At 39.0% G+C, this 26,919-nt stretch carries 29 protein-coding genes, 4 tRNA genes, 1 pseudogene and 1 riboswitch; of the genes and pseudogenes, 12 read left to right on the forward strand and 22 right to left on the reverse strand.

The features are described 5' to 3' along the window. Positions 1-81: 81 nt before the first annotated feature. From acpP (ACT4_RS07475) to ACT4_RS07495, 5 genes are all read left to right on the forward strand, one after another. Entirely contained in the window at positions 82-318 is a 237-nt protein-coding gene (acpP, locus tag ACT4_RS07475) for an acyl carrier protein (RefSeq protein ID WP_004655272.1), read from the forward strand. Positions 319-504: 186 nt separating this feature from the next. Beyond that, positions 505-747: an acyl carrier protein gene (acpP, locus tag ACT4_RS07480; RefSeq protein WP_007481130.1), complete on the forward strand. Its 243-nt coding sequence runs from the start codon at positions 505-507 to the stop codon at positions 745-747. A gap of 190 nt (positions 748-937) precedes the next feature. Then, complete coding sequence (gene acpP, locus ACT4_RS07485) at positions 938-1,180, forward strand: acyl carrier protein (RefSeq protein ID WP_007481131.1); 243 nt, start codon at positions 938-940, stop codon at positions 1,178-1,180. A 215-nt stretch (positions 1,181-1,395) separates the two neighbouring features. Next, complete coding sequence (gene lysM, locus ACT4_RS07490; protein WP_004881155.1) at positions 1,396-1,869, forward strand: peptidoglycan-binding protein LysM; 474 nt, start codon at positions 1,396-1,398, stop codon at positions 1,867-1,869. A gap of 62 nt (positions 1,870-1,931) precedes the next feature. Continuing rightward, positions 1,932-2,528 (forward strand): glutathione S-transferase family protein, encoded by a 597-nt coding sequence (locus ACT4_RS07495; protein WP_007481132.1) that lies wholly within the window; start codon positions 1,932-1,934, stop codon positions 2,526-2,528. A 45-nt stretch (positions 2,529-2,573) separates the two neighbouring features. On the opposite strand, the gene ACT4_RS07500 is transcribed toward ACT4_RS07495, so the two are convergent. Beyond that, entirely contained in the window at positions 2,574-3,341 is a 768-nt protein-coding gene (locus ACT4_RS07500) for a hydroxymethylpyrimidine/phosphomethylpyrimidine kinase (protein WP_007481133.1), read from the reverse strand. A 93-nt stretch (positions 3,342-3,434) separates the two neighbouring features. Here ACT4_RS07500 and ACT4_RS07505 point away from each other — a divergent pair, with 93 nt between their 5' ends. Further along, positions 3,435-4,109 (forward strand): HAD-IA family hydrolase, encoded by a 675-nt coding sequence (locus ACT4_RS07505; RefSeq protein WP_007481135.1) that lies wholly within the window; start codon positions 3,435-3,437, stop codon positions 4,107-4,109. Positions 4,110-4,154: 45 nt separating this feature from the next. Here the strand turns inward: ACT4_RS07505 and ribB are convergent, their stop codons facing one another. Then, positions 4,155-4,814 (reverse strand): 3,4-dihydroxy-2-butanone-4-phosphate synthase, encoded by a 660-nt coding sequence (ribB, locus tag ACT4_RS07510; protein ID WP_007481136.1) that lies wholly within the window; start codon positions 4,812-4,814, stop codon positions 4,155-4,157. A 94-nt stretch (positions 4,815-4,908) separates the two neighbouring features. Further along, a riboswitch (FMN riboswitch) is annotated at positions 4,909-5,054 on the reverse strand. Between the two features lie 183 nt (positions 5,055-5,237). On the opposite strand from ribB, the gene ACT4_RS07515 reads away from it, so the two are divergent. Both ACT4_RS07515 and ACT4_RS07520 read left to right on the forward strand, forming a co-directional pair. Continuing rightward, on the forward strand, positions 5,238-5,450 hold the full coding sequence (locus ACT4_RS07515) for a hypothetical protein (RefSeq protein ID WP_004881146.1): 213 nt from the start codon (positions 5,238-5,240) through the stop codon (positions 5,448-5,450). Between the two features lie 14 nt (positions 5,451-5,464). Beyond that, a complete protein-coding gene (locus ACT4_RS07520; protein WP_007481138.1) occupies positions 5,465-6,640 on the forward strand; it encodes a hypothetical protein in 1,176 nt (391 codons plus the stop codon). Here the strand turns inward: ACT4_RS07520 and ACT4_RS07525 are convergent. From ACT4_RS07525 to ACT4_RS07580, 12 genes and pseudogenes are all read right to left on the reverse strand, one after another. Then, a complete protein-coding gene (locus ACT4_RS07525) occupies positions 6,637-8,427 on the reverse strand; it encodes a patatin-like phospholipase family protein (RefSeq protein ID WP_007481140.1) in 1,791 nt (596 codons plus the stop codon). The two genes, ACT4_RS07520 and ACT4_RS07525, sit on opposite strands and share 4 nt — an antisense overlap. Positions 8,428-8,601: 174 nt before the next feature. Next, a complete protein-coding gene (gene panD / locus ACT4_RS07530) occupies positions 8,602-8,982 on the reverse strand; it encodes an aspartate 1-decarboxylase (RefSeq protein WP_004655255.1) in 381 nt (126 codons plus the stop codon). A gap of 145 nt (positions 8,983-9,127) precedes the next feature. Then, positions 9,128-9,709, reverse strand: a complete 582-nt coding sequence (gene pth, locus ACT4_RS07535; protein WP_004881143.1) for an aminoacyl-tRNA hydrolase — start codon at positions 9,707-9,709, stop codon at positions 9,128-9,130. A gap of 19 nt (positions 9,710-9,728) precedes the next feature. Next, complete coding sequence (gene rplY, locus ACT4_RS07540) at positions 9,729-10,025, reverse strand: 50S ribosomal protein L25 (RefSeq protein WP_004881142.1); 297 nt, start codon at positions 10,023-10,025, stop codon at positions 9,729-9,731. A 95-nt stretch (positions 10,026-10,120) separates the two neighbouring features. Beyond that, positions 10,121-11,074 carry a ribose-phosphate pyrophosphokinase gene (locus tag ACT4_RS07545; protein ID WP_004881140.1) on the reverse strand — a complete coding sequence of 318 codons (954 nt, stop codon included), beginning with the start codon at positions 11,072-11,074 and terminating at the stop codon, positions 10,121-10,123. Positions 11,075-11,174: 100 nt separating this feature from the next. Next, positions 11,175-11,249: transfer RNA gene (locus ACT4_RS07550), tRNA-Gln, on the reverse strand. Positions 11,250-11,335: 86 nt separating this feature from the next. Continuing rightward, a tRNA-Gln gene (locus ACT4_RS07555) sits at positions 11,336-11,410 on the reverse strand. 18 nt (positions 11,411-11,428) lie between these two features. Continuing rightward, a tRNA-Gln gene (locus ACT4_RS07560) sits at positions 11,429-11,503 on the reverse strand. A gap of 28 nt (positions 11,504-11,531) precedes the next feature. After that, a tRNA-Gln gene (locus ACT4_RS07565) sits at positions 11,532-11,606 on the reverse strand. Beyond that, positions 11,605-12,438, reverse strand: a complete 834-nt coding sequence (gene ispE, locus ACT4_RS07570) for a 4-(cytidine 5'-diphospho)-2-C-methyl-D-erythritol kinase (protein ID WP_007481144.1) — start codon at positions 12,436-12,438, stop codon at positions 11,605-11,607. The genes ACT4_RS07565 and ispE overlap by 2 nt, the downstream gene beginning before the upstream one ends. 14 nt (positions 12,439-12,452) lie before the next feature. Next, a complete protein-coding gene (lolB, locus tag ACT4_RS07575) occupies positions 12,453-13,034 on the reverse strand; it encodes a lipoprotein insertase outer membrane protein LolB (RefSeq protein WP_007481146.1) in 582 nt (193 codons plus the stop codon). 4 nt (positions 13,035-13,038) lie between these two features. Beyond that, positions 13,039-14,756: pseudogene (locus ACT4_RS07580) on the reverse strand (tetratricopeptide repeat protein). Positions 14,757-14,835: 79 nt separating this feature from the next. On the opposite strand from ACT4_RS07580, the gene hemA reads away from it, so the two are divergent. Then, entirely contained in the window at positions 14,836-16,119 is a 1,284-nt protein-coding gene (hemA, locus tag ACT4_RS07585) for a glutamyl-tRNA reductase (RefSeq protein WP_007481152.1), read from the forward strand. Between the two features lie 6 nt (positions 16,120-16,125). On the opposite strand, the gene ACT4_RS07590 is transcribed toward hemA, so the two are convergent. Together ACT4_RS07590 and ACT4_RS07595 are read right to left on the reverse strand one after the other, a co-directional pair. Beyond that, positions 16,126-17,991: a DNA primase gene (locus ACT4_RS07590; RefSeq protein ID WP_007481154.1), complete on the reverse strand. Its 1,866-nt coding sequence runs from the start codon at positions 17,989-17,991 to the stop codon at positions 16,126-16,128. Between the two features lie 133 nt (positions 17,992-18,124). Further along, entirely contained in the window at positions 18,125-19,216 is a 1,092-nt protein-coding gene (locus ACT4_RS07595) for an outer membrane protein assembly factor BamD (protein ID WP_007481155.1), read from the reverse strand. A gap of 71 nt (positions 19,217-19,287) precedes the next feature. On the opposite strand from ACT4_RS07595, the gene rluD reads away from it, so the two are divergent. From rluD to ACT4_RS07610, 3 genes are all read left to right on the forward strand, one after another. Beyond that, positions 19,288-20,337, forward strand: coding sequence for a 23S rRNA pseudouridine(1911/1915/1917) synthase RluD (gene rluD, locus ACT4_RS07600; protein WP_031234748.1), 1,050 nt, complete (start codon positions 19,288-19,290; stop codon positions 20,335-20,337). A 165-nt stretch (positions 20,338-20,502) separates the two neighbouring features. Then, positions 20,503-21,243 (forward strand): peptidoglycan editing factor PgeF, encoded by a 741-nt coding sequence (gene pgeF / locus ACT4_RS07605; protein WP_007481159.1) that lies wholly within the window; start codon positions 20,503-20,505, stop codon positions 21,241-21,243. 80 nt (positions 21,244-21,323) lie between these two features. After that, a complete protein-coding gene (locus ACT4_RS07610; RefSeq protein WP_007481161.1) occupies positions 21,324-21,896 on the forward strand; it encodes a flavodoxin family protein in 573 nt (190 codons plus the stop codon). A gap of 36 nt (positions 21,897-21,932) precedes the next feature. On the opposite strand, the gene smpB is transcribed toward ACT4_RS07610, so the two are convergent. From smpB to ACT4_RS07640, 6 genes are all read right to left on the reverse strand, one after another. Further along, on the reverse strand, positions 21,933-22,406 hold the full coding sequence (gene smpB / locus ACT4_RS07615) for an SsrA-binding protein SmpB (RefSeq protein WP_007481162.1): 474 nt from the start codon (positions 22,404-22,406) through the stop codon (positions 21,933-21,935). Between the two features lie 127 nt (positions 22,407-22,533). Continuing rightward, complete coding sequence (locus ACT4_RS07620; protein ID WP_007481164.1) at positions 22,534-22,728, reverse strand: AlpA family transcriptional regulator; 195 nt, start codon at positions 22,726-22,728, stop codon at positions 22,534-22,536. A 1-nt stretch (position 22,729) separates the two neighbouring features. Then, positions 22,730-23,704 (reverse strand): hypothetical protein, encoded by a 975-nt coding sequence (locus ACT4_RS07625; RefSeq protein ID WP_007481165.1) that lies wholly within the window; start codon positions 23,702-23,704, stop codon positions 22,730-22,732. Between the two features lies 1 nt (position 23,705). After that, positions 23,706-24,710 carry an inovirus-type Gp2 protein gene (locus tag ACT4_RS07630; protein ID WP_007481166.1) on the reverse strand — a complete coding sequence of 335 codons (1,005 nt, stop codon included), beginning with the start codon at positions 24,708-24,710 and terminating at the stop codon, positions 23,706-23,708. Further along, complete coding sequence (locus ACT4_RS07635; RefSeq protein ID WP_227509641.1) at positions 24,694-24,930, reverse strand: hypothetical protein; 237 nt, start codon at positions 24,928-24,930, stop codon at positions 24,694-24,696. Before ACT4_RS07635 ends, ACT4_RS07630 begins: the two co-directional genes overlap by 17 nt. A 484-nt stretch (positions 24,931-25,414) precedes the next feature. Beyond that, positions 25,415-26,623: a hypothetical protein gene (locus ACT4_RS07640; protein ID WP_007481168.1), complete on the reverse strand. Its 1,209-nt coding sequence runs from the start codon at positions 26,621-26,623 to the stop codon at positions 25,415-25,417. Positions 26,624-26,919: the final 296 nt, after the last annotated feature.

A 26,919-nucleotide genomic window follows, 5' to 3' on the forward strand; every position in this document is an offset into this window, starting at 1 on the left:
GATGTATAAACTTTTAAAAATTTTTATATTCAATTAAACTAGTGGCAAATTAAAACGCCACAAGCAATGAGGAGAATTCCTGTGAGCGATATCGAACAACGCATCAAACAAGCAGTAGCTGAACAATTAGGTATGCGTGCTGAAGAGATTAAAAACGAAGCATCTTTCATGGATGACTTAGGTGCTGACTCTTTAGATTTGGTTGAACTTGTAATGTCTTTTGAAAATGATTTTGACATCACGATTCCAGATGAAGATTCAAACGAAATCACAACTGTTCAATCTGCAATTGATTACGTAACCAAGAAACTTGGTTAATCATATTGCATGATCAAAAGCCACCGAAAGGTGGCTTTTTTATCTGTTCAACTTTTTAACTGGATAGATATATAAATATCGTTACAAGAAAAAATAAACGATCAATATGAAAAGGATTTATTTAATTGTATAAAATTTATTCAATTTAAAATAACAGACTAAATCATAAAAACAAAAGGTAACTTTATGAGTATAGAAATACGAGTGAAACAAATCATCGTTGAGCAACTTGGTGTAGATGAGGAAGAAGTTGTGTCTAATGCATCATTTCTTGATGATTTAGGTGCTGATTCCTTGGACATCGTTGAACTGATTATGGCTTTTGAAGAAGAGTTTGGATTTGAAATTCCTGATGAGGATGTAGAAAAAATTACAACCGTGCAATCTGCTATTAATTATATAGTGGCTAATGTCGGAGAAGATACGTAAATTGCATAATCCGTTGAATAGATTGAAAGCTACCAAAGGTTGCTTTTTATATGTTTAATTTATATTTGAGTAAATATAAATTTTTTTACAAGAAAAAATAAATGATAAATATGCAAAGAATTTATTTGAGTGTATAAAGTTTATGCTATTAAAAATAATTGATTAAACCATAACAACAAAAGGGAATTTTATGAATATAGCAGAGCGTATTAAAGAGATCATCATTGAGCAACTTCGTGTAGATGCAGATGAGGTTGTGCCTAGTGCATCTTTTACAGATGATTTAGGTGCTGATTCGTTGGCTATTGTTGAGCTGATTATGGCTTTGGAAGGGGAGTTTAGTATCCAAATTCCTTATGAAGAAGCAGAAAAAATCATCACGGTTCAATCTGCAATTGATTATATGACCAATATTGTGGGAGAAAATGCTTAAATTACACCGTATTTTGAGCAGGTTAAAAGCTACCGTTAGGTGGCTTTTTTGTATTTAAAAATACGTGAATCTGCGAGTTTTATATAAGTTTTGGTGAGTATACATATATTTACAAGACCTCGTTAAATTGAAACTCGCATGCTTCTTTTTTTCGGTATAACTAATTGTGAGTCTGTTTCGACTATGCTTAATCAATAATTACAGAGGAAATAACAATGGGTCTTTTTGATTTTGTGAAAGGTATTGGTAAGAAAAATACAGCGCCAGCAGAACCACAAGCTGCACCAGCAACTCCAGCTGAACCTTCTGCTCAGGAAGTCGCAAATAAATTATTAGGTTTGATTAAAAGTTTAGGCTTAGGTGTTGAAGGCCTATCAGTTACTTATAATGGAAATACTGATACAGCCGTAATTAAAGGTCAGGTGAAAAGCCAAGCCGATAAAGAAAAAATTATTCTTGCCGTAGGAAATATTGATCATGTTGCACAAGTCGATGATCAAATGACGGTAGAAACGCCTGAGCCTGAAAGTAAGTTTTATACAGTGAAATCTGGGGATAATTTATCTAAGATTTCAAAAGAAATGTATGGTGATGCAAATCAGTATCCGAAAATTTTTGAAGCAAACAAACCAATGCTCAAAAGTCCTGATGAAATTTTCCCAGGTCAGGTGTTGCGTATTCCGCAATAATTTCAAAGTAATAGAAAAGGCGCATTTAGCGCCTTTTTCATAATTTTAAAAAGAAGCATAGTATGAAACTTTATAATACGACCATATCGGGAAACTGCTATAAAATTAGATTGTTGCTTTCATTCTTGCGTTTAGACTATGAAAAGATCAACATTGATTTAAAAGCAAAGGATCAAAAGAAAGTTGAGTTTCTTGCGCTTAATCCTTTAGGGCAAGTGCCTGTGCTAGAAGATCATAGTATTTATTTACGTGATTCTCAGGCAATCCTGTGTTACATCGCCCGTGAGTATGATGTGGAACAGTTATGGTTTCCATTAGAACCGATGTTAATGGCACATGTTTTAGAGTGGCTGTTTTTTGCAAATCAAAATATTGCTTCTAGTTTAGCTGCCGCAAGAGCTTTTTATTTAGTAAATAAACCACATGTACAGATTGAGCATGCAACTGAACAGGCTTATGCAGTATTAGAGATGATGAATCAACATTTATCTGAACAAGATTGGTTGGTAGGGCGTCGAGCAACGCTAGCAGATATTGCTTGTTATCCTTATGTGGCGATGGCTCATCAAGGTAAGATTGAGTTAGATCAATATCCATACATCCAAGCTTGGTTGAGACGTTTTGAGCAACTCCCAAACTTTATTGAGCTGAATAGTTAGAACGAAAAGAATAGAAACAACTCGGGTTTCTATTCTTTTTTATTTTTAAAAGCGTTTTGGAATTTTTTGCCCATTCGGAACAGGTGTTTCAGCATTCTTTAATACACCGAATAACCATGTTTCAGCATACTGAACGGCTATTTTCAATGAATCACCCAATGCTAAACGTCCAGCAATAAAGCTTGCTAAGGAACAACCTGAACCATGATATTGACCCTCTAAGCGAGGACAGTGACTTTCAGCAATCATTTTTCCATTTGCATAAAGCACATTTCGAATATGATCAGGTGTATCTTCATGCCCACCTTTAACTAGGACGGCTTGAGCACCCATTTCAAATAATTTCTGAGTTGCTCGTTCGATATCATCTAAACCAGTGAGTGCACGCAGTTCAACGGTATTTGGTGTGATGACTGTTGCTAAAGGAATTAATTCAACAAACGCCTTTACTAAGGTTGCTTGATCGCCGAGTGAACCACCGCTATTGGCAACAAGTACAGGATCAAGCACATACAAGTAGTCAGGATGCTCACGTAAGAACGTTGCGAGTGCTGCAATATTGTCAGTTGTCCCTAACATGCCCGATTTGACACATTTAATCGGAAGATCGCCGACGACGGCATTTGCTTGGGCGAGTAGGAGTGCTTTAGATGTTGCTTCAAAACCAAACACTTGTTGTGAGTTTTGCACGGTCAACGCAGTACAGGCAATTGCTGCATGTGCACCACTTTGTCCAATCGCCTCAATATCAGCTTGTAAGCCAGCACCACCTGATGGATCTAAACCTGAAAAACAAAGTACGGTAGGTCGCACTGCAATTTCCTTTTATTCTTCAATATGCGCTAGTATAAGGAAGTTTCGAGAAACTCTCGATACTGTTGTGTAAGGCGATAAGAGATTGAACGAATGACGATCAAAAATATTTTGATAGATTTAGATGGGACATTAACAGATCCTAAAGAAGGGATTCATCGTTCAATTCGGTTTGCACTAGAAAAATTGGGTCAGCCAATTGCAGATAATGTTGATTTAGACTGGACGATTGGCCCACCTTTAAAAGCATCGTTAGCAAAATTATTAAATACACAAGATGATGTTCTCGCTGAACAGGCATTAGCAGCTTATCGTGAGCGGTTTTCTGTCACAGGCTTATTTGAAAATGCAGTCTATCCAAAAGTTGCTGCAACTTTGCAACAATTGCAAGCGCAAGGTTTTTCTTTATTTTTGGCAACAGCTAAGCCAACAATTTACGCCAAACATATTTTAGTTCATTTTGACTTGGCTCAATACTTTACCGAAATATATGGTAGTGAGTTGACTGGAGAGCGTACCAATAAAGCTGATCTAATTGCTTATATTCTTGATCAAGAAAAGTTAAATGCTCAAGAATGTATCATGGTCGGTGATCGTCAATATGACATTATTGGCGCGCGTGCGAATGGAATTGAAACGATTGCGGTGGACTATGGTTATGGAACGGCTGAAGAGTTGTTACAGGCACAACCTGTGATGCAAATTGTAGAGTTTAATCAATTGATTATATGTGTAGATCAGATTAACGCAGAACGAAAAGTTTCATAATGCGAGATAGAAAAAGCCTCGAATGATCGAGGCTTTTTTGTTTAATTAAACATCATGTTTTAAGCGATATTGCACCAGTTCATCAATACTGATCACGGTTAAACCATGTGTTTGAGCATAAGCTAAGACTTGAATGCCGGATGCCATAGAACCATCTGGATTTGTTAATTCACACAGAACACCAGAAGGTTTCAGACCTGCTAAACGTGCTAAATCAATAGTTCCTTCAGTATGACCACGACGGCTTAATACGCCGCCATCACGGGCACGTAATGGAAAAACATGACCTGGACGGCTGAGATCACTTGCAATAGCACCATCTTTAGTTGCAGCTAAAACAGTGGTTACACGATCTTTAGCAGAAACACCTGTTGTTACACCTTGAGCAGCTTCAATTGTGACCGTAAACGCTGTTTTGAATTGGCTAGAATTATCCATAACCATGGGTGGGAGTTCTAAATGGTCAGCTAATTGTTCAGTCAAACATAAACACACAATACCAGAGCCATCACGTATCATTTGTGCCATGGTTGCAACGGTTAAAGTCTCGGCTGCAATAATTAAATCAGCTTCGTTTTCACGGTCAAAGTCATCCATCACCAATACGGGTTTACCTTGGCGGATGTCTTCTAAAGCTTGTTGAATACGTTGTTCAGCAGGAGAAAGGGCTAAAAAGAAAAGTTCGGGTTGGATTAAACTCGACATAATGAAACGCTCTCGTAAATAGGATACGGTTGAACATTTCAGGACTGATGTAAAAATAAGCGGACACCAAAACAAACCAAAGTTGTTTTGGGGGTTTCGTCTTCTTTCATCCGGACTATACCGTCGGCTTTGGTTTCTCACCAAATCTGCTTGTATATAAAACATATACAGGCTCGTGGGCTGATTAGGTCATGCCTAACTTACCACCGGTGGGGAATTACGCCCCGCCCTGAAGCGATGTGCTTTGATTATAGCCATAATTATTATGTGAAAGGGAACTTTTTTGTAGAATGAATCGTTCTATGAAAGACGATAATGTTGCGAACCAAATCAATTTTTTAATTTAATCTGTGAAACTAGTAATCAGTTAATAATGGGCATAAACTCATTAGATAAAACAACAATAACATGGAGTAATGGTTCATGGATCAAAACAATAAGACTGAAATAGAATGTTTGGCACAACAATTACATCGGCCGATAATGAGCCTAAAAGCATTCTCTCAAATGTCAGATCGTGATTTAGCATGGCTCAATCAGAAGTTATCTGAAGCAATGCAAAATGAAGAAAAGAAAATGAATCAAAGTTTGTACCAGACACCTTTCTTTTTACGTTGGTTATTCAAACAAAAATAACATGGATAGATGCGATGACTCGATTAGCAGTACAGGCAGAAATCATTAAGCTCGCAAGAATTTTAAATGTATCAGAGCAAGAGTTGGCTTTCATGCAGCAGACTGCGCCAGAGAGCTTGAGACAATTTCGTTTTGCAATATTAGACAGATTACAAAATCAACAAAAATTGCGTTTTAAGCATTTGGCTGGATGGGTAAATTGGCTGCCATTGGGAATTAGTGTTTTTATGGTTAAACACTTTTTACAGCCTTATATCGTGGCACAAATTGCTGTGTATTTATCCACCGAGCGTTCTTATCGGATTGTAAAGCATTTACCCCCGAAAACCGTAGCGGCAATTTCTGTTCATCTTGATCCTCGATTAGCCAGAGAGTTATTGGGTTATTTAACCACGCATCAAATTACTGATATTACCAAGGTGTTATTGGCGCAACGTGATTTTGTCACGATGGGACGATTTGTCAGCATGTTATCTGATTCGGTTTTACAAGATGTTGCTCAGATTGTTGAAAGTGAAAGTGACCTCTTGGAAATTGCATTCTATATTGAATCGAGAGAGCAAATCGATCATTTAGTTCATGTCTTACCCAAGCAGCGAATTGAACAGGCATTACTGATTATTGGTGACCCTGAGCAACGGCTGATATGGCCAAAGGTTTTGGCACTGATGAGTTATATCAGTTATGGACTAAAACAGGAGCTTGGGGATTTAGCTGTGCAGCAAGGGGAAGTAGTGATTAATGCGATTATCCAAGCCACCCAAGAAGATCAGCTTTGGGAGGATATGCTGCCAGTAGTTGCATGTTTATCTGCGAATGCACAAAGTTTTGTCGCTAATTTACCTGCTTTAAGAAAAGTGGAGATCATTCAAAGTATTGTTGAGGCTGCTGATCGTTGTGATCTTTGGGCTGATATGTTGGTGATCGTAAGTTATATGTATGATGAAGCACGGCAGGCTGTCGCGACTGCAATTGCGCAGATTGATGAGTTCGTACTGCATCATATTGCTTATGCGTCTTTGTTACGCTCACAATGGGAGGTGACATTCGATATTATGAGACGTATGCCTATTCCTAAACAACAACAGTGCCACAAAATTTTGGACGTTTACATGAGGCAATTAGATATTGAAACCTATCAATATTTAGATGAGTTATTAAATCGCTTTCAGATTCATACTTCGGTTTAACTGGTTGGGAGTGTATTTCTAATCGGTAATAGGGTCTCTAAAGCATGTTCATAACCACGTTCAACGAGTTCGTCTAGTTTATGCCAGTCAAACATACCAATGCCTTCAATTGGCATTCGAATATGTAAATTGGCACGTTCGATTGCAGCAGTTTGAATCATGGTGTCGCTGGCAAGTGTTGCGGTTCGCATTAAGATTTCGGCGAGTCTTGGCGCATGTAGCAGTTTATCTTTAATGATTTTATTCCAATTCAATAAAGCGCTTTGATCGGGTTTGTCTAAACCAATACCGGGAACGCGGATATCATCATGTAAGCTCACATTACTGGCAATCACCGTTCCTCTCTCAAGATTTTGCATGACATCAGTCGGTAAATTATTAATTACGCCTCCATCACAAAGTAAATTTTCATGCCAAGCTACAGGAGGAGCGACACCGGGGACACTCATACTGGTTCCAACCCACGTTGCAAGCTCTCCTTGATCATGAATCATGGCTTGACCTGTTGTCAGATTCGTAGAGATACAGTAAAAGGTTTGTTTTAACTCCTCTATTTTTCGTTGTCCAAAGATTGCGTGCAATCTTTCATGAAAGCGTTGTCCTCGAATCAATGAAACTCTCGGCATGGTGTAATCATTTAAATAATTTCTGGCTACAAAGGTTTCATAAGCAATATGCGTCATTTCTACACTATCAAATCCACAGGCAACGAGAGCTGCAACGAATGCGCCCATACTGGTTCCGCCAACGATATCAATAGGAATATGCAGTTGTTCAAGTGCGCGAATTAAACCGATATGCGCAAAACCCCGTGCACCACCGCCGCCGAGCACTAAACCTAAGCCTTGGCTTGAAATTTGTCGAGCGACGGCACAAATATCTGCTTGAGCCCAAGGGTGAATAAAATAATGTGCTCGAGCGTGGTAAAGCTTTTTCCAAACAAGCGTATGAGGAGAGGGATCACCTTCAGAGCGCAATAGCACTAATTCAATTGGACTTTGCCAATTATGCTGATTAAGTACATCAACCAGTTTGGTATGAATTGGTGTTTGATTGGCTTCTGCGAGGATTAGAATGCGATCTGCTTGATGTAAACAGCGTTTAGTCCATTCATCTTCATTGTTATGTGCTGCATATAGAACATAACAATGTTTTTCCTCTAAGCTTGCTAACCATTGTCGGAGCTTAAGATCATCTACGCTATAGTCCAATGGTGTTTGGCTAAAGCCCTCACCAAATAACGCATCAACATGTGCAGCGGTGACTAGACGAACATGTGGCCACCGTTGCAAATGTTCAGTCAGCTTTTCGGCTAGGTGTGTGGCAGGTATTTGAGATGAAACAGGAATTACTGAAAGCGTGCGGCTATGACTCATCGCATGAATATGCTGTAGTTCAGGTTGTGAGCGACTAATAATCAAGCGAGAGAGAGTAAATAAGATATTGGCATGTTGGGTAATAAACTCAATGAATTGTTGCTTAGGAATAACCACTAAAGCGGTATCTCTTAATGCATTAACAGTTCCATGATGCGGTTGATTAGAAATCACGCCCATTTCACCAACAATTTCATTCCGCCCAAGATAGGTAACTAAACCTGAGGGTGTCGCTAATTTTACTCTGCCGTAAGCAATAATGTAGATGTAGTTAGCTTGATCATTAACCTTATAAAGTTCTTGTCCGGTTTGTAGGTGACGAATATGACAGTGCATCGCCAATGTCGACAAAATAGATTGATCTAGTTCAGCAAAAAGCGTTGCTTTGCTTAGAGTTGTTATAATATCCATATTCTTCGAGTTATCTTCATTGTCTTTTTATTTAATAAAGCATATGCCTGTTTTACAAGTCAGATTACGTAAACAGATAAAAGCTAATTTCATGCAATATTTATAAGTTTGCTTTTATTTAGACATAAAAAAAGCCAGTTCATCGTGACTGGCTTTTTAAATTTTATCTTTTGCTTATGCAATTTGTACAGGAATACAGTTTGCTGTGTGATTCACTGTATTGTCTGGATTTGCATATACAAGACGAGGTTTGTGAAGATTAGCTTCAACTTCAGTGAAATCACCAAAAGTTGCAATAATCACTAGATCACCAACGTCAGCTTGATGTGCTGCACCACCATTAACTGAAATAATACCTGAATCATCTTCACCACGGATTGCGTAAGTTGTGAAGCGTTTGCCGTTAGTTACGTTCCATACGTGGATTTCTTCGTATTCACGAATCCCTGCTAAGTCCATTAACACACCATCAATTGCACAAGAACCTTCATAATGAAGCTCTGCATGTGTCACAACTGCACGGTGAATTTTACATTTTAATAAACGAGATAGCATGGCTAGCGTCTCCTGAGTAAGACCTAAGATGGAAATCTTATGGTTGACTTGTCACGTTTTCCGCAGGGTGTAGGCGGTTTGATGCGCATTTTGCGCTTAAAAGTGCAATATAGCAAGCGTGATTGATCAACAATTCAGTTTAAGTTTAAGCGGGTTTGTAAGCATTAATTTGATTCATGGCTTGTGAAACTTGTCCGTCAACAAGCATTTTCACTTTTGAGAGTGCATGATCAATTGCTGCATCCATTAAATCTTGTTCACTGCTTGGAGCTTTGCCTAGCACATGACCAGAAACACGTTCTTTTGAACCTGGATGACCAATTCCAATACGTAGACGATGGAAATTAGCGCCAATATGAGGAACGATATCGCGAAGACCATTGTGTCCGCCGTGTCCACCACCTGTTTTTAAACGAATAACGCCTGGATCCATATCAAGTTCATCATGAGCAATAAGAATTGCTTCCGGTGCGATTTGATAGAATTTAGCGTAAGGGGCAACACTTTGACCAGAACGGTTCATAAAAGTGGTTGGTAATAATAATCGAACATCATGGCCTTCAACTTGACCACGACCACTGTATCCATGAAATTTCGGATCAGCTTTTAAATTAATACCATAACGATCTGCAAGCTGTTCAACGAACCAAAAGCCTGCATTATGGCGGGTTTGGGCATATTCCTTTCCAGGATTACCCAAACCAACAATTAGCGAAATATTTGACACTAATTTACGCCTTTAACACTTATGCGCGTTTGAAGTCAGCGTGCATAGGAGTGTTTTTAGCTGGGTGACGTTGTAATGCTTGGATTTTAACGTTTTCAACTTTGTCACCGATTTTGATTTCGATAACTTCTTCGAAGAAAGCGTTGTTTTCTAAAGCTTTAACGATTTCACGAAGCTCTAAAGTGATTGCTACAGGCTCAGCGCTGCCACCGTAGATGATAGCTGGAATTAAAGAAGCGTGACGAAGGCGGCGGCTCGAACCTTTCCCTTGTTGTGCTTCTTCACGTGCTTGAGCGTTTAATACGAAGTTTGCCATGGGCATATCCTCAGAGAGTTAAGTAACTAAACTTGCGACCAGTTTAGTGATAGAAAAACCCTAGCGAGCTAGGGTTTAAGAAAAAAGCTGGGCTATTATAGATAACTATCGAACATTGCGCTAATAGATTCTTCGTTATTGATACGACGAATTGTTTCAGCAACCATGCTAGCAACAGAAACTTGGCGAACTTTACCGAGTTTTGAAGCTTCATCTGAAAGAGGAATCGTGTCTGTTACAACAAGTTCATCAATGACAGAGTTACGAAGGTTTTCTAGTGCTTTGCCTGATAAAACAGGGTGAGTTGCATAAGCAATAACGCGACGAGCACCAAATTGTTTTAGTGCATCAGCAGCTTTGCAAAGCGTACCTGCAGTATCTACCATGTCATCAACAATGACACAGTCGCGATCTTTCACATCACCAATCAAATGCATCACTTGAGATTCATTTGCTTTTTGGCGACGTTTATCGATGATAGCTAAATCGATATCACCCAATTGTTTTGCAACAGCACGCGCACGAACAACACCACCTACGTCAGGTGAAACAACCATCAAGTTGTCATGTTGTTGTTGACGTAAGTCAGCCAATAACGCTGGCGTACCATAAATGTTGTCAACTGGAATATCGAAGAAACCTTGAATTTGGTCTGCGTGTAAGTCGATCATTACCACACGGTCGATCCCAACAGTTGTTAGCATATCTGCAACAACTTTAGCAGTAATTGGAACACGAGCAGAACGTGGACGACGATCTTGACGTGCATAACCGAAATACGGAATTACTGCTGTGATACGACCAGCACTTGCGCGACGCAAAGCATCAGCCATAACCAAGATTTCCATTAGGTTATCGTTGGTAGGCGCACAAGTAGATTGAACGATAAAAACGTCTTTACCACGAACATTTTCAGTAATTTCAACTGAAATTTCACCATCAGAAAACTTGCTTACAGAAGCAGCACCGAGTGGAATATGTAAATGGCTTACGACTTTTTGGGCGAACTGTGGATGAGCACTTCCACTGAAAACGACAAGATTGGGCATGAAGCACCTGAGCGAGGGTTAAGCGAAGCATTGCTTCGACCGAGCGCAAGGGAAAAACTTTAAGTTTTTCCAACGGGTAATTTAGAAACAATCTATTATATGGCAGGGGCGGCTGGATTCGAACCAACGGATGCCGAGATCAAAACCCGGTGCCTTACCACTTGGCGACGCCCCTAATGCGGCAGAACTTTAATAGTTTTACAAGATAATGTCAATATATTTGAGCAAATACCGATGTAAAACAAGTCTGTCTTAAAGATATGGCAGGGGCGGCTGGATTCGAACCAACGGATGGCGAGATCAAAACCCGCTGCCTTACCACTTGGCGACGCCCCTAGATTTGATGATATGTAATGGCAGGGGCGGCTGGATTCGAACCAACGGATGCCGAGATCAAAACCCGGTGCCTTACCACTTGGCGACGCCCCTATTATTACATACATCTACAGGTGAAAATTGGCAGGGGCGGCTGGATTCGAACCAACGGATGCCGAGATCAAAACCCGGTGCCTTACCACTTGGCGACGCCCCTAACGTGTAACTTTAAAATGTCTGAGAGGTGATTCTGCTAGACTGTTAACCAAGTAAGCTTTACAAGGCGCATTTTGCAAAATCTGTTCTACATCCATTTCATTGGTTACTTCAGTAAAAACACAAGCACCTGTACCTGTAAGCTTAGCTAGACCAAACTGATCTAAATATCGCATTGCTTCATCTACTTCTGAGTATAACTGTCGAGCCAAAGGTTCAAAGTTATTTCCAAAACTAGAAGGTTGTAACTGATAGGCGCAAAATGTAGTGATCTTAGAATCTCTTGTCAATGTTTTTTGCGAAAAAAGCTGTTGAGTGCTGATAAAACAGTCAGGTTTTAAGATTATGAATTTTTTTTGAGCTAAGTCTATGAATGATAAATGTTCACCGATACCTTCAGCCCATGCATTTCGACCTAAAACAAAGATCGGAACATCAGCACCGAGCTTTACGCCGTAATCGGCTAGTTGCTGTTCACTAAGCTCACATTCCCATAGTTGATTAAGTACGATCAGAGTCGTGGCTGCATTCGATGAACCGCCACCAAGTCCAGCTCCCATTGGGATATTTTTTTCAATACGAATATTTAATCCACATGGTTTTTTTGCATGAGGTTTAAGTAACTGTGCAGCTCGATAAATTAAATTTTGTTCAAGTTGAACGTTATCTAATCCTTCGATTTGAATGTCTTCATCACCAATTGCTTCAAAATTCATCCAGTCGTATAAATCAATGAGTTGGAAAATGGTTTGTAATTCATGATACCCATTTTCACGACGACCGGTGATGTGAAGAAATAAATTCAATTTGGCAGGGGAAGGCACTCTAATCATAAAAAGAATCTAAATTATCGGTTTTGAATAACCATTGTAATACGGTTTTCTTTACCTTCTGCAAGTGATTGTTTGAGCAAGAGCTTGTTGGGTAATGTTTGATCATCGTTATAGCTAAAATCCACCGTCCAACCATCTTCTATGAGTTGTTTTAGACGGTTTTGCTCATCATTTGTTACTTGAGCATTTGGTGTTGCTGGCTTTGCTTGAACCCAGTAAGCTAAATGCATAATTGGAGCTTGCCAGCCCGTCGCTTTTTCTAGTAACTCTTCAGGGGTTGTCGCTGTGATTAAGCCTGTTTTTGCACTATTTAGAGTGACTTCGCCTGGTTTGCCTTGAATCTGAGTTTTGCCAACACCCAAAATACCAGTGAGTTCAATATCAAACTGATCTTGCTGCTGTAACCAAGTAAAAAATGCACTGCCAGATTGTTGCGGTGTACGAACACCAATTTTGCCTTGCAGACTAAAGTTATTTTCATTTTGTAATTGCGGTGCAATCTGGATTTGTTTGGGTTGGCTGAAATGCTGACAACCTGAAAGGAATAGAACGCTGCTACTACATACTGCAACGCATAATTTAGAAAACAAACGCATGGATTTAACTCTTTTTTACGGTTACAGGTAAGATTAAGCTATCAAGTTGTTGTAATTGTGGGGCATTCGCATGATTTTGTTTCAGTTGCTGTAACACATCGCTAAACTGCGTTAATGCGCCTTGCATATACAACGCTTTTGCATATCGGATGCCGATATTTACATTTTGACTCAATGCGTAAGCTTGTCCGAGCACTTTAACTGCGGTGTCAAAATCATTTTGTAGAAAGGCAATATAGCCTAATGTATCTAAAATTGACGCTTGTTCAGGAGCATATTCCAGTGCAAGTTCTGCATATTTACGAGCTTCTTTAAGCCTGCGGTTTTGCAGAGCTAAGGTATATGCATAAGCGTTCAGATATGTTGGGCTATTAGGTTCAATAATTAAAAGCTGTTTAAGCGTTTTATCTAGTTTGTCTCGATCGGTGAATGGATCGAGTAATAAAACCTCTGCATAAATCAGTTCAGGGTCATCTGGTAGATTCTTAATCGCCTCATCAAGCAATGCCAGTGCCGCTTTTTTATTATTCGTTTTTTTAAAATATCAGCTTGGGCTTGATATAGAAAACTAGCATGTTGTGGATAATTGACACGCTCTTGAGTTAGAAAACGAAGCGCATCATTAAGTTGATCTTGCTTATCAAAAATCGCAATCATATTGCGTCGAGAGGTGATATAGAGACTGCCATCGACAAGTCGATAATATGCCTTGGCTGTTTCATAATGCTGTTTACGCTGGGCATTGATCGCCAAATAATAATAAGCTTCGTTTTGATATTTAGCTGATGTGCGTAGATCAACTAAATATTGTTCAGCTTTCTCATATTGCTTCAAATCAATACTGGTTAAGCCTGCAATAAAAAGTGCTTCTTGGGCATCAGGATGGTCTTTAATGATGCTTTCAAGTTTACTTAATGCTTCTTTCTGCTCATTAATCTGAATGTAGTAACGCGCTTCGGCTAAGCGAATATCTAAATTATCTTTATTACGGCGGCTTGCTTTAGCAAACCAATCTTTAGTTGCCTCATCATCTTGTAAAGCAATTAATAGATTGGCTTTCATTAAAATGAAACTGGTCGATTTGGAGCGTTTGCGAAGTGCACGATTGATATTGTTCAATGCCTGCTCGTACAAGCCATTTTGGGCTTCCAAACCTGCGATTAATGCCAAAATAGACGGATTGTTTTTCTCTTTACTTGCTCGTAAAGCATTAAGCAAAATATCTCGATCTTGTGGTTGTTCTGGTGCGATCCCCGCTAAAATTTCTTCTAAATCTGCAGTTGGATCAATATTTAAAATTTTATCGAGTGTTTCTGCAGCGAGTTCATACTCATGGGTTTTTAATGCAATATGAGATAAATAGAATAAGGCTGGAACATCAGTCGGCTCTTGTTCAACCCAATGTGTTGCGATATCTAGTGCTGCTTGCAAGTCGTTATATTCTAATGCGATATCTAAAGCACGTTGTTTAATGGTTGTGGAATTACTGCGGATAGCTAGCACAGTATAATTGTGCAGAGCAGTTGCAATATCGTCATAAGCAAGAGAAAATTCAGCTACCATGCTTTGTTGCAGTGCATTTTCAAAGCTTTTGTCTGCATACATCTCGTGTATTGCTTGAGCAGAGGCATAAGAGCTCATGCTACCTAACAACAAGATTGTGGTAGAATACCGTCTAATCGTCTTGCCGCTAAAATGTTTACGGCGATATAGCTGACGCAATTTTTATTGATCCAAAGTAATGCTTTTTATGACACCGATGTTGCACAATAACATAAATTTAGCGAAATGATGATCTGATATGTCTTTCTTTGCATTGGGTGTCAACCATCAAACAGCTTCTGTCGAACTTCGAGAAAAAATCGCTTTTAATGCAGAGCGATTAGCTGAGCTATTGCTTGAACAACGACAAAATCCTGCTTTAAAAGACATGGTTGTCGTTTCTACATGCAACCGCACCGAAGTTTACGCCATGACTGAAGATGCCGATTGCATTCTCAGTTGGCTAGCCCAAGTGAATAATATTGATGTAAAACAGTTAATTCATCATGTTTATCGTTACGAAAATGCGCAGGCTATTACGCACTTGATGCGAGTAGCGAGTGGTTTAGACTCATTGATGCTGGGTGAACCGCAAATTTTAGGGCAGGTCAAAAGCGCTCTTGCTTTATCAAAAGATGCTGAAACGGTATCTGCTGAACTCAACAGCGTTTTTGAATATGCTTTTTATGCAGCAAAAAGAGTACGTTCAGAGACTTCAGTTGGAAGCCATGCTGTTTCAATGGGTTATGCTGTTGCTCAATTGGCATCACAGGTATTTAGCCATCCTGAAAAATTGACAGTTATGATGGTTGCTGCTGGTGAGATGAATACACTTGTTGCCAAGCATTTAGCTGAGATGGGTGTTGCTAAGATTATGATTTGTAATCGTAGTCGTGAACGCGCAGATCTTCTTGCCCAAGAAATTGGACATCAAGTCGAAGTTGAAATCATTCCGTTTAATGAGCTAGCAAAAAATCTTTATCGTGCTGATGTCGTCTCTAGTTGTACGGGGAGCTTGCATCAAGTCATTGGATATAGTGATGTCAAATCTGCATTAAAAAAGCGTCGCTATCAACAAATGCTGATGGTTGACTTGGCTGTACCGCGCGATATTGATCCCAAAGTTGAGTCATTAGATAACGTTTATTTATACGGTGTTGATGATTTACAAAGTGTGATTGATGAGAATCTTGCGCAACGTCGTCAAGCCGCGGTTGAAGCAGAGGTGATGGTCAATCAGCTTGCGACACAGTTACTCACACAGCAAAAGGTTAAAGAGGCGAGTGGTGCGATTCAAACATACCGTCAGCACAGTGAAGAAATGAGTCAATTGGAACTCAATCATGCCTTAGAGTCTTTACAGCATGGTCATACAGCTGAACAGGTTTTACATGAGTTCGCACATCGTTTGACTCAAAAATTGATGCATCCAACTTCCATTCTTTTAAGGGAAGCTGCGAAATCTGAAAACCCTGATTACTTTGAATGGTTGCAACAACATTTGCACGATGTGTTTGAGCACGAGCGTAAACCAAAACAATAGCAACAATTAAGACAATAAGCGTAAACTGATTTGCTTGGTCAATTCATTGAGTTGTTGACGCAGATTTCTTGATTCAATCAGTGTAATCGGTGATTTAAGTTTTAATCTTAAATACTTCTCTTGTAAACCGAGTGCGTATTCTTTAGCCAGTTTATCTGCAACTTCTGGTGCTTGTGTGAGCGATTGAATATTCGTTCGTTGCATAATGTCTGCAATTTCATGGCTATAGCTGCTACATGCACCCAGCACATAATAAGTTGCCAATTCCTGATCATCGGGCAAATCATCAAATACTATATTTAATGAAGCCAAAATTTTGGCCAATAGTTCAGTTTGGTCGATGACGGCTCGTAATTCTTCAAAATGAATATATAAAAATGGGTGGTGCATCAAGATCGCAATTGCAAAATCTTCATCTTTGGTATGGATATTAAAAGATAAAGAAGCATCATGACTGATTTGCGGTGTAAAGCGTTTACCTAAGCCTAATTTTTCTCTAAAGGATTGTGTGAGTAGATAACGGAATGAGCCTTGTTTAGGCAGTAATTCAGTTAGATCTCGTAATTCACCCATAACTAAGCTTTTGCCTTCAGGGGAGCTTACATCATGCTGTCCCGTTAAATGTGCAAATACAAAATCAGATAACAAGGGAGCTTGTTGCAATAGTTTTTGGAAGTTTTCTAAACCTTCACGGCGAATTAAAGAGTCAGGATCATGTTCATTAGGAAGGACAAAAAACTTTAATTCTCGACCATCATTGAGTAAGGGCAGTGCAATTTCTAAGGTACGACGTGCTGCTTTTTGTCCAGCAGCATCACCATCAAAAGCGATAGTGATTCGTGAGTTTTGCTTAAATAGTGTGGTTAAGTGATCTGCATTACTTGCTGTTCCTAGTGTCGCAACAGCGCCATTAATGCCATACTGCTGCAAAGCGATGACATCCATATAGCCTTCAACCATTAGCCAATCATTGGCTTTAAGCTTACGCCCTTCATATAAGCCATACAGTAATTGGTTCTTGTGGAAGACTTCTGAATCAGGAGAGTTAATATATTTGGGTTTGATTTCATCATTGAGCGCACGACCACCAAATCCGACTACGCGGCCTTTATGATCACGAATAGGGAAAATAACGCGGTCACGTAATAAATCAAAATCTCGACCACTATCACTTGATCGAATCAAACCAATTTGTTTTAACCCTTCAATATCTTGAGGAAAGGCTTTTTCTAAATGTTGCCAGTCTTCAGGAGCGTAACCTAAACGCCAAAATTGAATTGTTTGAGCTGATAAACCACGTTGTTTGAAATAATTCTGTCCTTTTTGACTATTGGGCAGTTGACGCTCATAAAATTGCGCAACATTTTCCAGTAAGTCATATAGGTTTCCTTCCTGTACATTTTCATCAATCATAAATGATGGATCGAACTGGGCAAAAGGATCATCTATAAAACGATCCATGTCGATGAAATGATCATCCATCGGCTCTTGAGTCGGAGGATTAAGCTCAGTTGTCTTATCTTGTGTTACAGGTGGTTGTGGACTACGTTTATACGAGAGTTTTTTATTGTCGTGATTGTCTTTCGGGAGATCAATGCCTGTCTTATTCGACAGTTCTTTCATCACATCAACGAAGTTACGTCCATCAATATCCATTAAGAAACGAATAGCATTGCCATTGGCCTGACAGCCGAAGCAATGAAAATATTGTTTATCTCGATAAACATGAAAAGATGGTGTTTTTTCTTGATGAAATGGGCAACAACCAGAATAAGTTCGTCCAGTCTTTTTTAACTTCACACGTTGACCAATCAAATCGACAATGTCGGTTCGATCTAATATTTGATCAATCGTATGCTGTGGAATTGCCATGTGCGTTAAACCATTTCAGACAGGAGTAAGACTAAGACATTATTACAGTGCAAAAATGTCAGGAACCATTGTTGCATAAAATAAAAAACAGGCAAGGGAGACTTGCCTGTTTGCTGTATCAGATGATTGCAAATTAGTTTGCAGCATCTTCCTCAGTTGTATTTTGTTGTTCAGGTTTATCTAATAATCCAAAGCTTAGACGATTCGTCCAGCTCTTTTCCTGAGTCGGTGTTTCTGGTGCTGCAACTGGCTCTGTTGCTGTTTTCTCAGATTCAGGTTTGTCGAATAAGCCTAAAGTGAGGCGATTGGTTAAGCTACGCTGTTCAGTTTCACTCGTTGCTTCGACATTTTTAGCATCAACAGTTTTAGACTCGCGTCCTAATAAACCTAATGTTGCACGGTTAATCCAGCTACCTTCTTTACGTGCAGCGCGTAAATTCACTTCACCATTTGATTTAACCAAATGTGGGTAATTGAGTTTTAAAATCTCGATATATTGTTGAGAAGTCGCTTGATCACCAAGTTTTTGATAGCTGTAAGCTAAAGTTGCTAACGCTTCTGGTGTTTGTGGTGTTTGAGGGTAATGTTCAATCACCCATTGCGCACGCTCAGCAGCAGCTAACCATGCTTTACGCTGAATATTGAATCGTGCGGCATTCATTTCATTTTCAGCAAGTTCTTGGCCAATAAATTTCATGCGTTGCGCTGCGTCAACAGAATATTGGCTACTTGGGAAACGACGAATGAGGTCAACAAAGTTTTGATAGGCAACTTTGATATAACTGACATCACGATGTGATTGTTGTAAAGATGTGTAGCGAATTAGGCTGTCGTAGTTCATTTCCATGTTCGCAACGCCGCGAACATAGTAAGCATAGTCAACATTTGGATGTTGCGGATTTAAGCGAATGAAACGATCAGCTAGTGCAATTGCACCTTCATAATCTTTTTGTTTGAATTTAGCGTAGAGAAGTTCAAGTTGCGCTTGTTGCGTATATTGTCCAGTAGGATAGTAAGTATCTAAAGCTTCTAGCGATTTCACGGCATCAGTATATTGATTACGATCAAGCGATTTTTGTGCTTTATCAAAATAAACCTGTTCGCTTGATTGCGGTCCTTTATCAACCACTTCTTTTTTGCTTGGATTGCTGCTACAGCCCACAAATGCAGATGCTACACCTAAAGAAAGCGCAAGCATCGTAATTTTATAACGTGGTAGCGACATAAAAACTCCTCTGTTATTCTGGGCAATGAGCTACAATGGTGCTATTAAACCACTTTTGTACCGATCATCAAATGACTTCAGCACAATCTTCCAATTCAAACATCTCTGAAACAGATTTCTTACTTGAAGATTCTGTCGATGCAGATAATCATAATTCTGACTCAACTGCAACACGTTTATCGTTGCAAATTCAACTTGATGAAGACTATTTAGGTCAACGTATTGATCAGGTCGCAGCACTCGTCTGGAGTGAGTTTTCTCGTGAGAAACTTAAACAGTGGATGAAAGACGGTCATCTGTTGGTAAATGGTAACACGGTTAAGCCAAAGTACCGTTGTGAAGGTAATGAAGTATTAACCCTAGATGTTGAGCTTGAAGCACAAACATCGAGTCAGCCTGAAAATATCCCGCTCAATATTGTCTATGAAGACGACGATATTATTGTGATCAATAAAGAAGTAGGGATGGTTGTTCATCCAGGTGCCGGCAATCCAACGGGAACTTTAGTGAACGCCCTACTTTATCACGCGCCAAAACTGGCTGAGCTATCACGAGCTGGACTTGTTCATCGTATTGATAAAGACACCAGTGGCTTATTGGTCGTTGCTAAAAATCTGGAAGCTCAATTTTCATTGAGTAAACAATTGGCAAAGAAAACGGTTTATCGCGTTTATGATTTGATTGCCTACGGTAATATCATTGCAGGCGGAACGATTGATGAACCAATCAAACGTCATCCAGTTGACCGCGTTAAAATGGCGATTTTACCGGGTGGGCGTGATGCGGTAACACACTATAATGTCAAAGAACGCTTCCGTGACTTTACCCGTATTCAAGCGCAGCTTGAAACTGGCCGTACACACCAGATTCGTGTGCATTTTAGTTATTTAGGTCATGGTTTAGTTGGTGATCCTGTTTATGTGAATCGCGTTCGTTTTCCAGCAGGCGCTTCAGAAAAACTAACCGATATGCTGCGTAGCTTTAAACGTCAAGCACTACATGCCGCTAAGCTTGGTCTAGTACATCCACGCACTGGCGAAGAAATGATGTTTGAAGCACCGTGGCCAGAGGATTTCACTCAATTGGTTGAAGTTCTTCGTAGTGAAAATGAAGCGTATTAAGTAAAGCTCTACCATCCTCTAAGTTTCCCTCCTTTAAGGAGGGAAACTTTCATGAATTCAATGTCTTGAAGTGCTTTAAATTTCCATTCCTTTTAGGAGGTGAGGAACGATTATAGTTCCGCAAGGGAGAGGTTGACGGTAGAAAATATAGCTCAGGAGATATTTATGGAATTTGTACAAGGTTTACCCAAAGGTATTTTCGTTGGGCAAACACGTATTGAAAATGCACAAACGATTACAACATCCGATAATCATTTAGCTGGTTTTAATTTAGCGCTACATGTCGATGATGATGCACAACGTGTGCAACAGCATCGGATGATCTTATTAAATCAGCTATCAGAGTTTGGTGTTGATAAAATAACGTGGATGACGCAAACACACAGCACTATTTGTCATACGATCAATGAGCAAATTCCATTTATTGCACTTGAAGGTGATGGTCTGGTGACTCAGCGCCAAGGTCATGCATTAATGATGATGACAGCGGACTGTCTTCCTATTGTACTCGGCAATTCTGAAGGGACAGAGGTTGCGAACCTACATGCAGGCTGGCGTGGTTTGGCCAATGGTATTATTGAAAATACAGTGACTGAAATGCAATCACAACCAACGTGGGCATGGTTGGGTGCGGCGATTAGTCAGCCTTGTTTTGAAGTGGGTGCTGAGGTAAAAGCTGTTTTTTGCGAAAAATATCCTGAATTGGAAAGCGCTTTTATTGCTGGTCAATTTGAAGGTAAATACCAAGCCGATTTATATGCGATTGCACGATTTATTTTAAATCGTTTTGGTGTGGAAACTGTTTTAGGTGGGGATCAGTGCTCTTATCAGCAAGATAAAGATTATTTTTCTTACCGTCGTGATCCTAAAACAGGACGAATGGCGACATTTGTTTTTATGCGATAAATATATCTTGCATTGCTGATTCGCCTTGAGTGGTTTAAAAATGTTAAACTTGATCTAATTCATTGGTTTTTAAATTTTCCATGTCTGTTATTGAGCAAATTACTCCCCAAGTCAAAGTTTGTGTGATTTATCATAGTCCTTATGGGCATACGGCAAAAGTTGCACAATATATTGCTCAAGGTGCAGAGCAAGCCGGTGCAGATGTGCATCTTATTTCTGTCGCTGCACCACAGTGGGATTTGATAGATCAAACAGATGTCATCGTGATGGGTTGCCCAACTTATATGGGCAGTCTAACGTCTGCATTGAAACAATTTATGGAAGACTCTTCTAAACGTTGGTTAGCGCGTACATGGCAAGGAAAAATTGCGGCAGGCTTTACCAATGGCGGTGGTTTAAGTGGTGATAAATTAGCGGTATTACAGCAAATTAATTTGTTTGCGATGCAACATGGCATGTTATGGGCGGGCTTACCATTTATGCCGACAGGGCGTAGTCCACTAGACATTAACCGTATGTCGAGTTTTCTTGGTCTAATGACACAATCTGATAATGCCAGTGTCGAAATTACGCCGCCAGAAGGTGATTTGGAAACCGCTCGAAAGTTTGGTAAATATTTGGCTGAATTAAGATTAAAGCATTCTTCTAGTTAGAAGATTAAAAAACCTCCATGAGTTGGAGGTTTTTTATTACTTATGCAACATACGTGCTTTATCACGCTGCCAATCGCGGTCTTTTTCAGTCGCTCGCTTATCGTGCATTTGCTTACCTTTTACCAATGCAATTTCAAGTTTAACTAAATGACCTTTCCAGTAACATGCTAAAGGTACGCATGAATAACCTTTTTGATTCACTGCACCCATGAGTTGTTCAAGCTCACGACGCGACAGTAATAATTTACGTGTACGTGTAGCTTCTGGAACCACATGTGTTGAAGCTGATAACAACGGTTGAATTTGCGAACCAAATAAAAATGCTTCGCCATTTTTGAAAATGACATAACTTTCAGTCAAGCTCATACGACCAGCGCGAAGAGATTTAACCTCCCAGCCCTGTAATGACATACCTGCTTCAAATTTTTCTTCGATAAAGTAATCGTGACGTGCTCTTTTATTTTGAGCAATCGTGCCACCATTATGTTTTTTTACAACAATCTTGTTCATCTCAACCTTTTGAAAATGAATAATTAAATTCTAGAGTTTTTTCGAGTTACCCGTTTAGTTACCCGTTTTAAAAGGCTCTTAATTTAAAAAAGAAAGCCTGCGTTTAGCAGGCTATCATATCAGAATTCTACTTATGTTTTTCTACAACTATTTTCACACTTGATTCGTGCCAAAAGACTTCTTTCTCGCTAACTCTGATTGGCTGCGGAATTTCCCCATTTTTTATCATTCGATAAAACTTGGTTCTACCAATAGAAAGAAGAGCCATAAACTCTTTTGCTCGAATTCTACGATCAATTTTAAAGCTATGTGCGATACCCATTTTACACTCCCTCCAAATCTTGAATTTTGACTTTCGTATGCAAAACACTAAATGTCGGTTCTACGCTCCCAATCCTGTACAGAGCATCAGTCCCTGTAAGGTAAATTCTCAGTTGCTTTATCTGCTCTTTGAATGACTGAGTTTTCTTGTGAAAAAGATTACTCTGCATATAGCCATTCAACAGCGATGGGTCGTAAAAGATTTGGTAACCGTGAGTTTGTTCCACATTAAACTTTATCTTTTCAAAAAAACTAAAGTTTGTGAGGTGTGCAGGGCTATCCAAGAAATCACGTTTTATTAGGATGATGAATCGTAATTTCATCTGTCTATTGGGTAATGGTTCTTTTTTCAAAAGAACCGCCAGTAATTGCTCACTATCCAGATTATTGATGAAGCCAGTTTTTACATCCTCAATAAATTGATCTAATTGAGGAGAATGCAGGTGAGATGAATCCATTACGGATATGAACTCATAGAATGCGAACCCATTTGATTCTTTCTGGACTGCTTTTAGGGCATCGCTAAGCTCTTGATCACTCAACTTATGAGCATCATCCCAACCTTCTTTTAACTCTTTAAAATGATGAGTTAGCAGAATATCTTGAAATTCACGAATGAAATTAGAGCCTCTTATAGGATCAATTTTCCAAGAATGCTGTTGATCAATTAACCCATGTCGCTTTGCTAATCCAATTCCGAGATTTAGTTGGGGGTGTAGCATTACTTTCATGACACCATTCACCCATGGTAAATGATGTACCCATTGTATTGACTTTATTAGTTTATCTACATTTTCAGGTAAAGTTTGAGGGGGCAAACGGTACGCTGGGAACACAGGTTGACTGGGTAAACGAACTTTCGATAATTCGTTAATAACTTGTCCGATCTCAACTGGGCTTGGGTGTGGTTGAGTGATTCTAGCAATTTTGCTCATATACGCTGAATGTAGCAGCGGAGCATCATTTTTCTTAAACATATTATTTACCTCCGCTTTTTTTATTTACGGAAGACTTGTCGTCTTGTGATTGTGATGTTTTGCGTGGTCGGCCAGCGTTGCTAATTTTTTTGGGCTTCTGGCTTTTTTGCAATGATCTATATTCAGATGAATCCAGTGTTCTGAATATAAATGCTTGATCTGCTTTACACAGGTATTGAAGACATTCGTCTAGAACCATACGTTTTTCACTGTCGAGGTAGTTAATCATACCGATACCTAATCTTTTATATTTCTGTTTTGCCATGTGGCAGTTATAGGTGCAGCCATTACCGTGCGTGAGCTTTTTCCAGTACTCTGTAATCTCATGTGCGTAGTAGCCATCTTTTTGGCATTCATTGCCCGAAAGTATAAGTATGGCGTGAGCATGAAACCCTTTCTTGATACCGTGTTCAAATTTGAATATGTAAGCCTTGATCTTACTCAAAATTGAATTATGTCTACGGTTGTTCAAGAACTGTCTCAGTAACTCTTTTAGCAACACAAGTTTGTCTAGAGAGTGAAACTCATGTTTAAGGTCATCTACGTGATAGTTGGCTTTTACGATCTCATCTGGAATCTTGAATCCAAAGTCAATGCGTAACACCAAGAGCTTTGACCATCGTTCAAAGCAGGCATCTATCAGTTTGCGACATCCCTTTAATTGAGTAGCACTCTTTTGGGTACGTTTTTGAATAGCGAGTTTGACTTTCTCACTCTTCATGCGCTCACGTATCAGTTGAAAGAAACGATTCAATAAGTCAGCTCTTGTTTGAAGATACATCAGACTTTGCGGATGATTCTCAAATAGTCCGATCAAATTAAGATCGCTGTCTAACAGGTCTAATGCCTCATAGAAGCATGAGATTTCTTCACCTACCTGAAAGTCTTCAAGTTCCTTTCTGCTAATTCCTGTAAGTTCATCAAACACAGGGATGAAGGGGCGAAACCAGTCAGGGTAGGAAAAGATCCCATTAAACGCATCAACTGACTTAACGGTGGCTGCCAATCTGTTTTGCTTTGCAGCACTCCCAGATCAGAGATGTCATGTTCAGCATTACCTTAATACGAAACTCACGATATAAAACCGTAGCATCCAGTGAAGATGATGGTGACAACTCATAGGTCGAGTCCGTGATGAATGGGAAAATCACAGCCTCATCAAGTTCTCGATACTTTTGTGGTCTAGGGTTAGCCTTACAGAACTTCTCCATAAGCTCGCGAGTCATAATGGGACCGTTGTGTAATTGGTTAGACTTCATTTTGCCACCTTTAGCAAAACGGATTGGTGCTACTTTTCTCTTAATGCTCATGAACACACCTTCTCCTGTTTCCAGACAATGGATGTGTTAGACCCTCTAAGATGAAGAGTGATGTCTCGTATCACATTGAGTGTTGTAGAAATAGTACTGAACAAGGATGTTGGTACTAATCTTGAATTTATATAAACTATTGTAAATAATAGTATTATCCTGAATTTTTCTAGAGGTGATTGAGCTAAAAACATCCCTTGCGGAGGGTGTTTTTGCTGTGAATTGGGATTGATTCGGATGTACATAATTACCAACTTTTAATCAATACGAATTGAAGAAATTTTTTGTTTCACCCAAACGACTAATTGCACCTGTCACATGCACATTAGCTTGGGCTTGCGGTAAATGTACTGTCCTAGCAAAAATTAATTGAGAACTCGCCTAGAAAATATTTTTTTAATTATTTATTATTTTTTAATGGTTTACGTATATATTGCGATTTCAATTCAGCATCTGCTTTGATGATACTCTTAATCAATTCAAAATAATGATCTTCGCCATATCGAAAATTGTGCTGATAGGATTGCTGATCATCATGAATAATCTGCGTTATTTTCTCCGTAAGCAATACCCTTAATTTTTCTGCGGCTTCATTGATACTTTTGTATTTTTCGTTGGAATGGGCCTTAAGTTGCTCTTTGATCTTCAGCTTTATACGTTCGGTAATTTGTGTCTTGCCCTGATTGGCACGTTGACTACGTTCATCACCATTGAGTCGACTGAGCAGTTTTTTTTCATTTAATAAAAGATGATTTGTTGCGATAGAAATATTTTGATTTCCTTGGATTGTTGATACTTTAAACTTATCCAATAATCCTATATCAATTGCTTGGTTTATGATTTCTTGGAATAATCCCAAAATATCTCGTATAAGATGTTGAGTCGAAGTTTTTGGTTCATTGTTCTTTTCAAATTTTTCCCTTTCTTTTGGCTCTTTAATTTTAGCCAATGCTTTAATAATGTCTAATTCATTAAGCAATTCCTGAAAAGTTACTTGGTCAGGGAGGTCATTATATTCTTCAAATAAGCCTACAAGTACTATTAGGTACAAAAAGATTTCATTTTTTGCTTCTTGATCCAGGCTTGGTTTATTTTCAATTTCTTGGAGAGTGAGTGCTAAAGCATGTCTCATGTCAAAACTGCTTTGAAAAGCATCATCAATAAAATGTTCCATAAAAACACTAAATATAATGATGATGGCACTTTTAAGTTGATAGAAAGTATTTGATGGTAGTTTAACACTTCTTAAGAATAAAACATCGGTTGCATTACATTCCTGAATGTCTTTTATGAAAACCTGAGATATTATTTCACCATAAGTAAAATGAAAAATTGTAGGCTGAAGTTTACCATCTTCTAGGAGTGAGGTTTGTATATTGATTTCTTTGTACTGCTTGGATTGAACTTGTCTAATAAATTGGTTTAGTACTGGGTCATTCTTATCTACAGGACATTTGAGCTGTTTTGATAACTCATGGCTCCACGCAATTATTTTTTTTGCATTTTTATTGTCTGCATTTATATCTTTAATAGTTCTTAATTTTTGTTCATTTAAATTAGGCAAATCAAGCCATTCAGGTGGCTGCTCTTTTAATTGTTTCCATGCCATGATTTTTCCTTAAAAAGCTTGTACAAGTTATCTTTTACTTATTAAATTTTATAGTATTTTTCTGCTTTATGAAACTTGAATATAGAGATGTTTTTTGGTGGGGAAAAATAGCAAAGGATATGTGAACTGCAATAAAAATATACGTAGAATTGAGCAGTATTTGGCGTTGAAAATCTAACCCATAACTTGACGTGGTAATTTCTGTATACGAATTCAACATCAATCAATTTGCTCAACTTTGTCTGCTTGACGGTAGACAAAGTGGAGGCTATCCTTTTGATGCTGGCCTACATTGC

The organism is Acinetobacter sp. NBRC 100985 (assembly GCF_000241225.1).
GTDB classification, from domain to species: Bacteria; Pseudomonadota; Gammaproteobacteria; order Pseudomonadales; family Moraxellaceae; genus Acinetobacter; species Acinetobacter venetianus.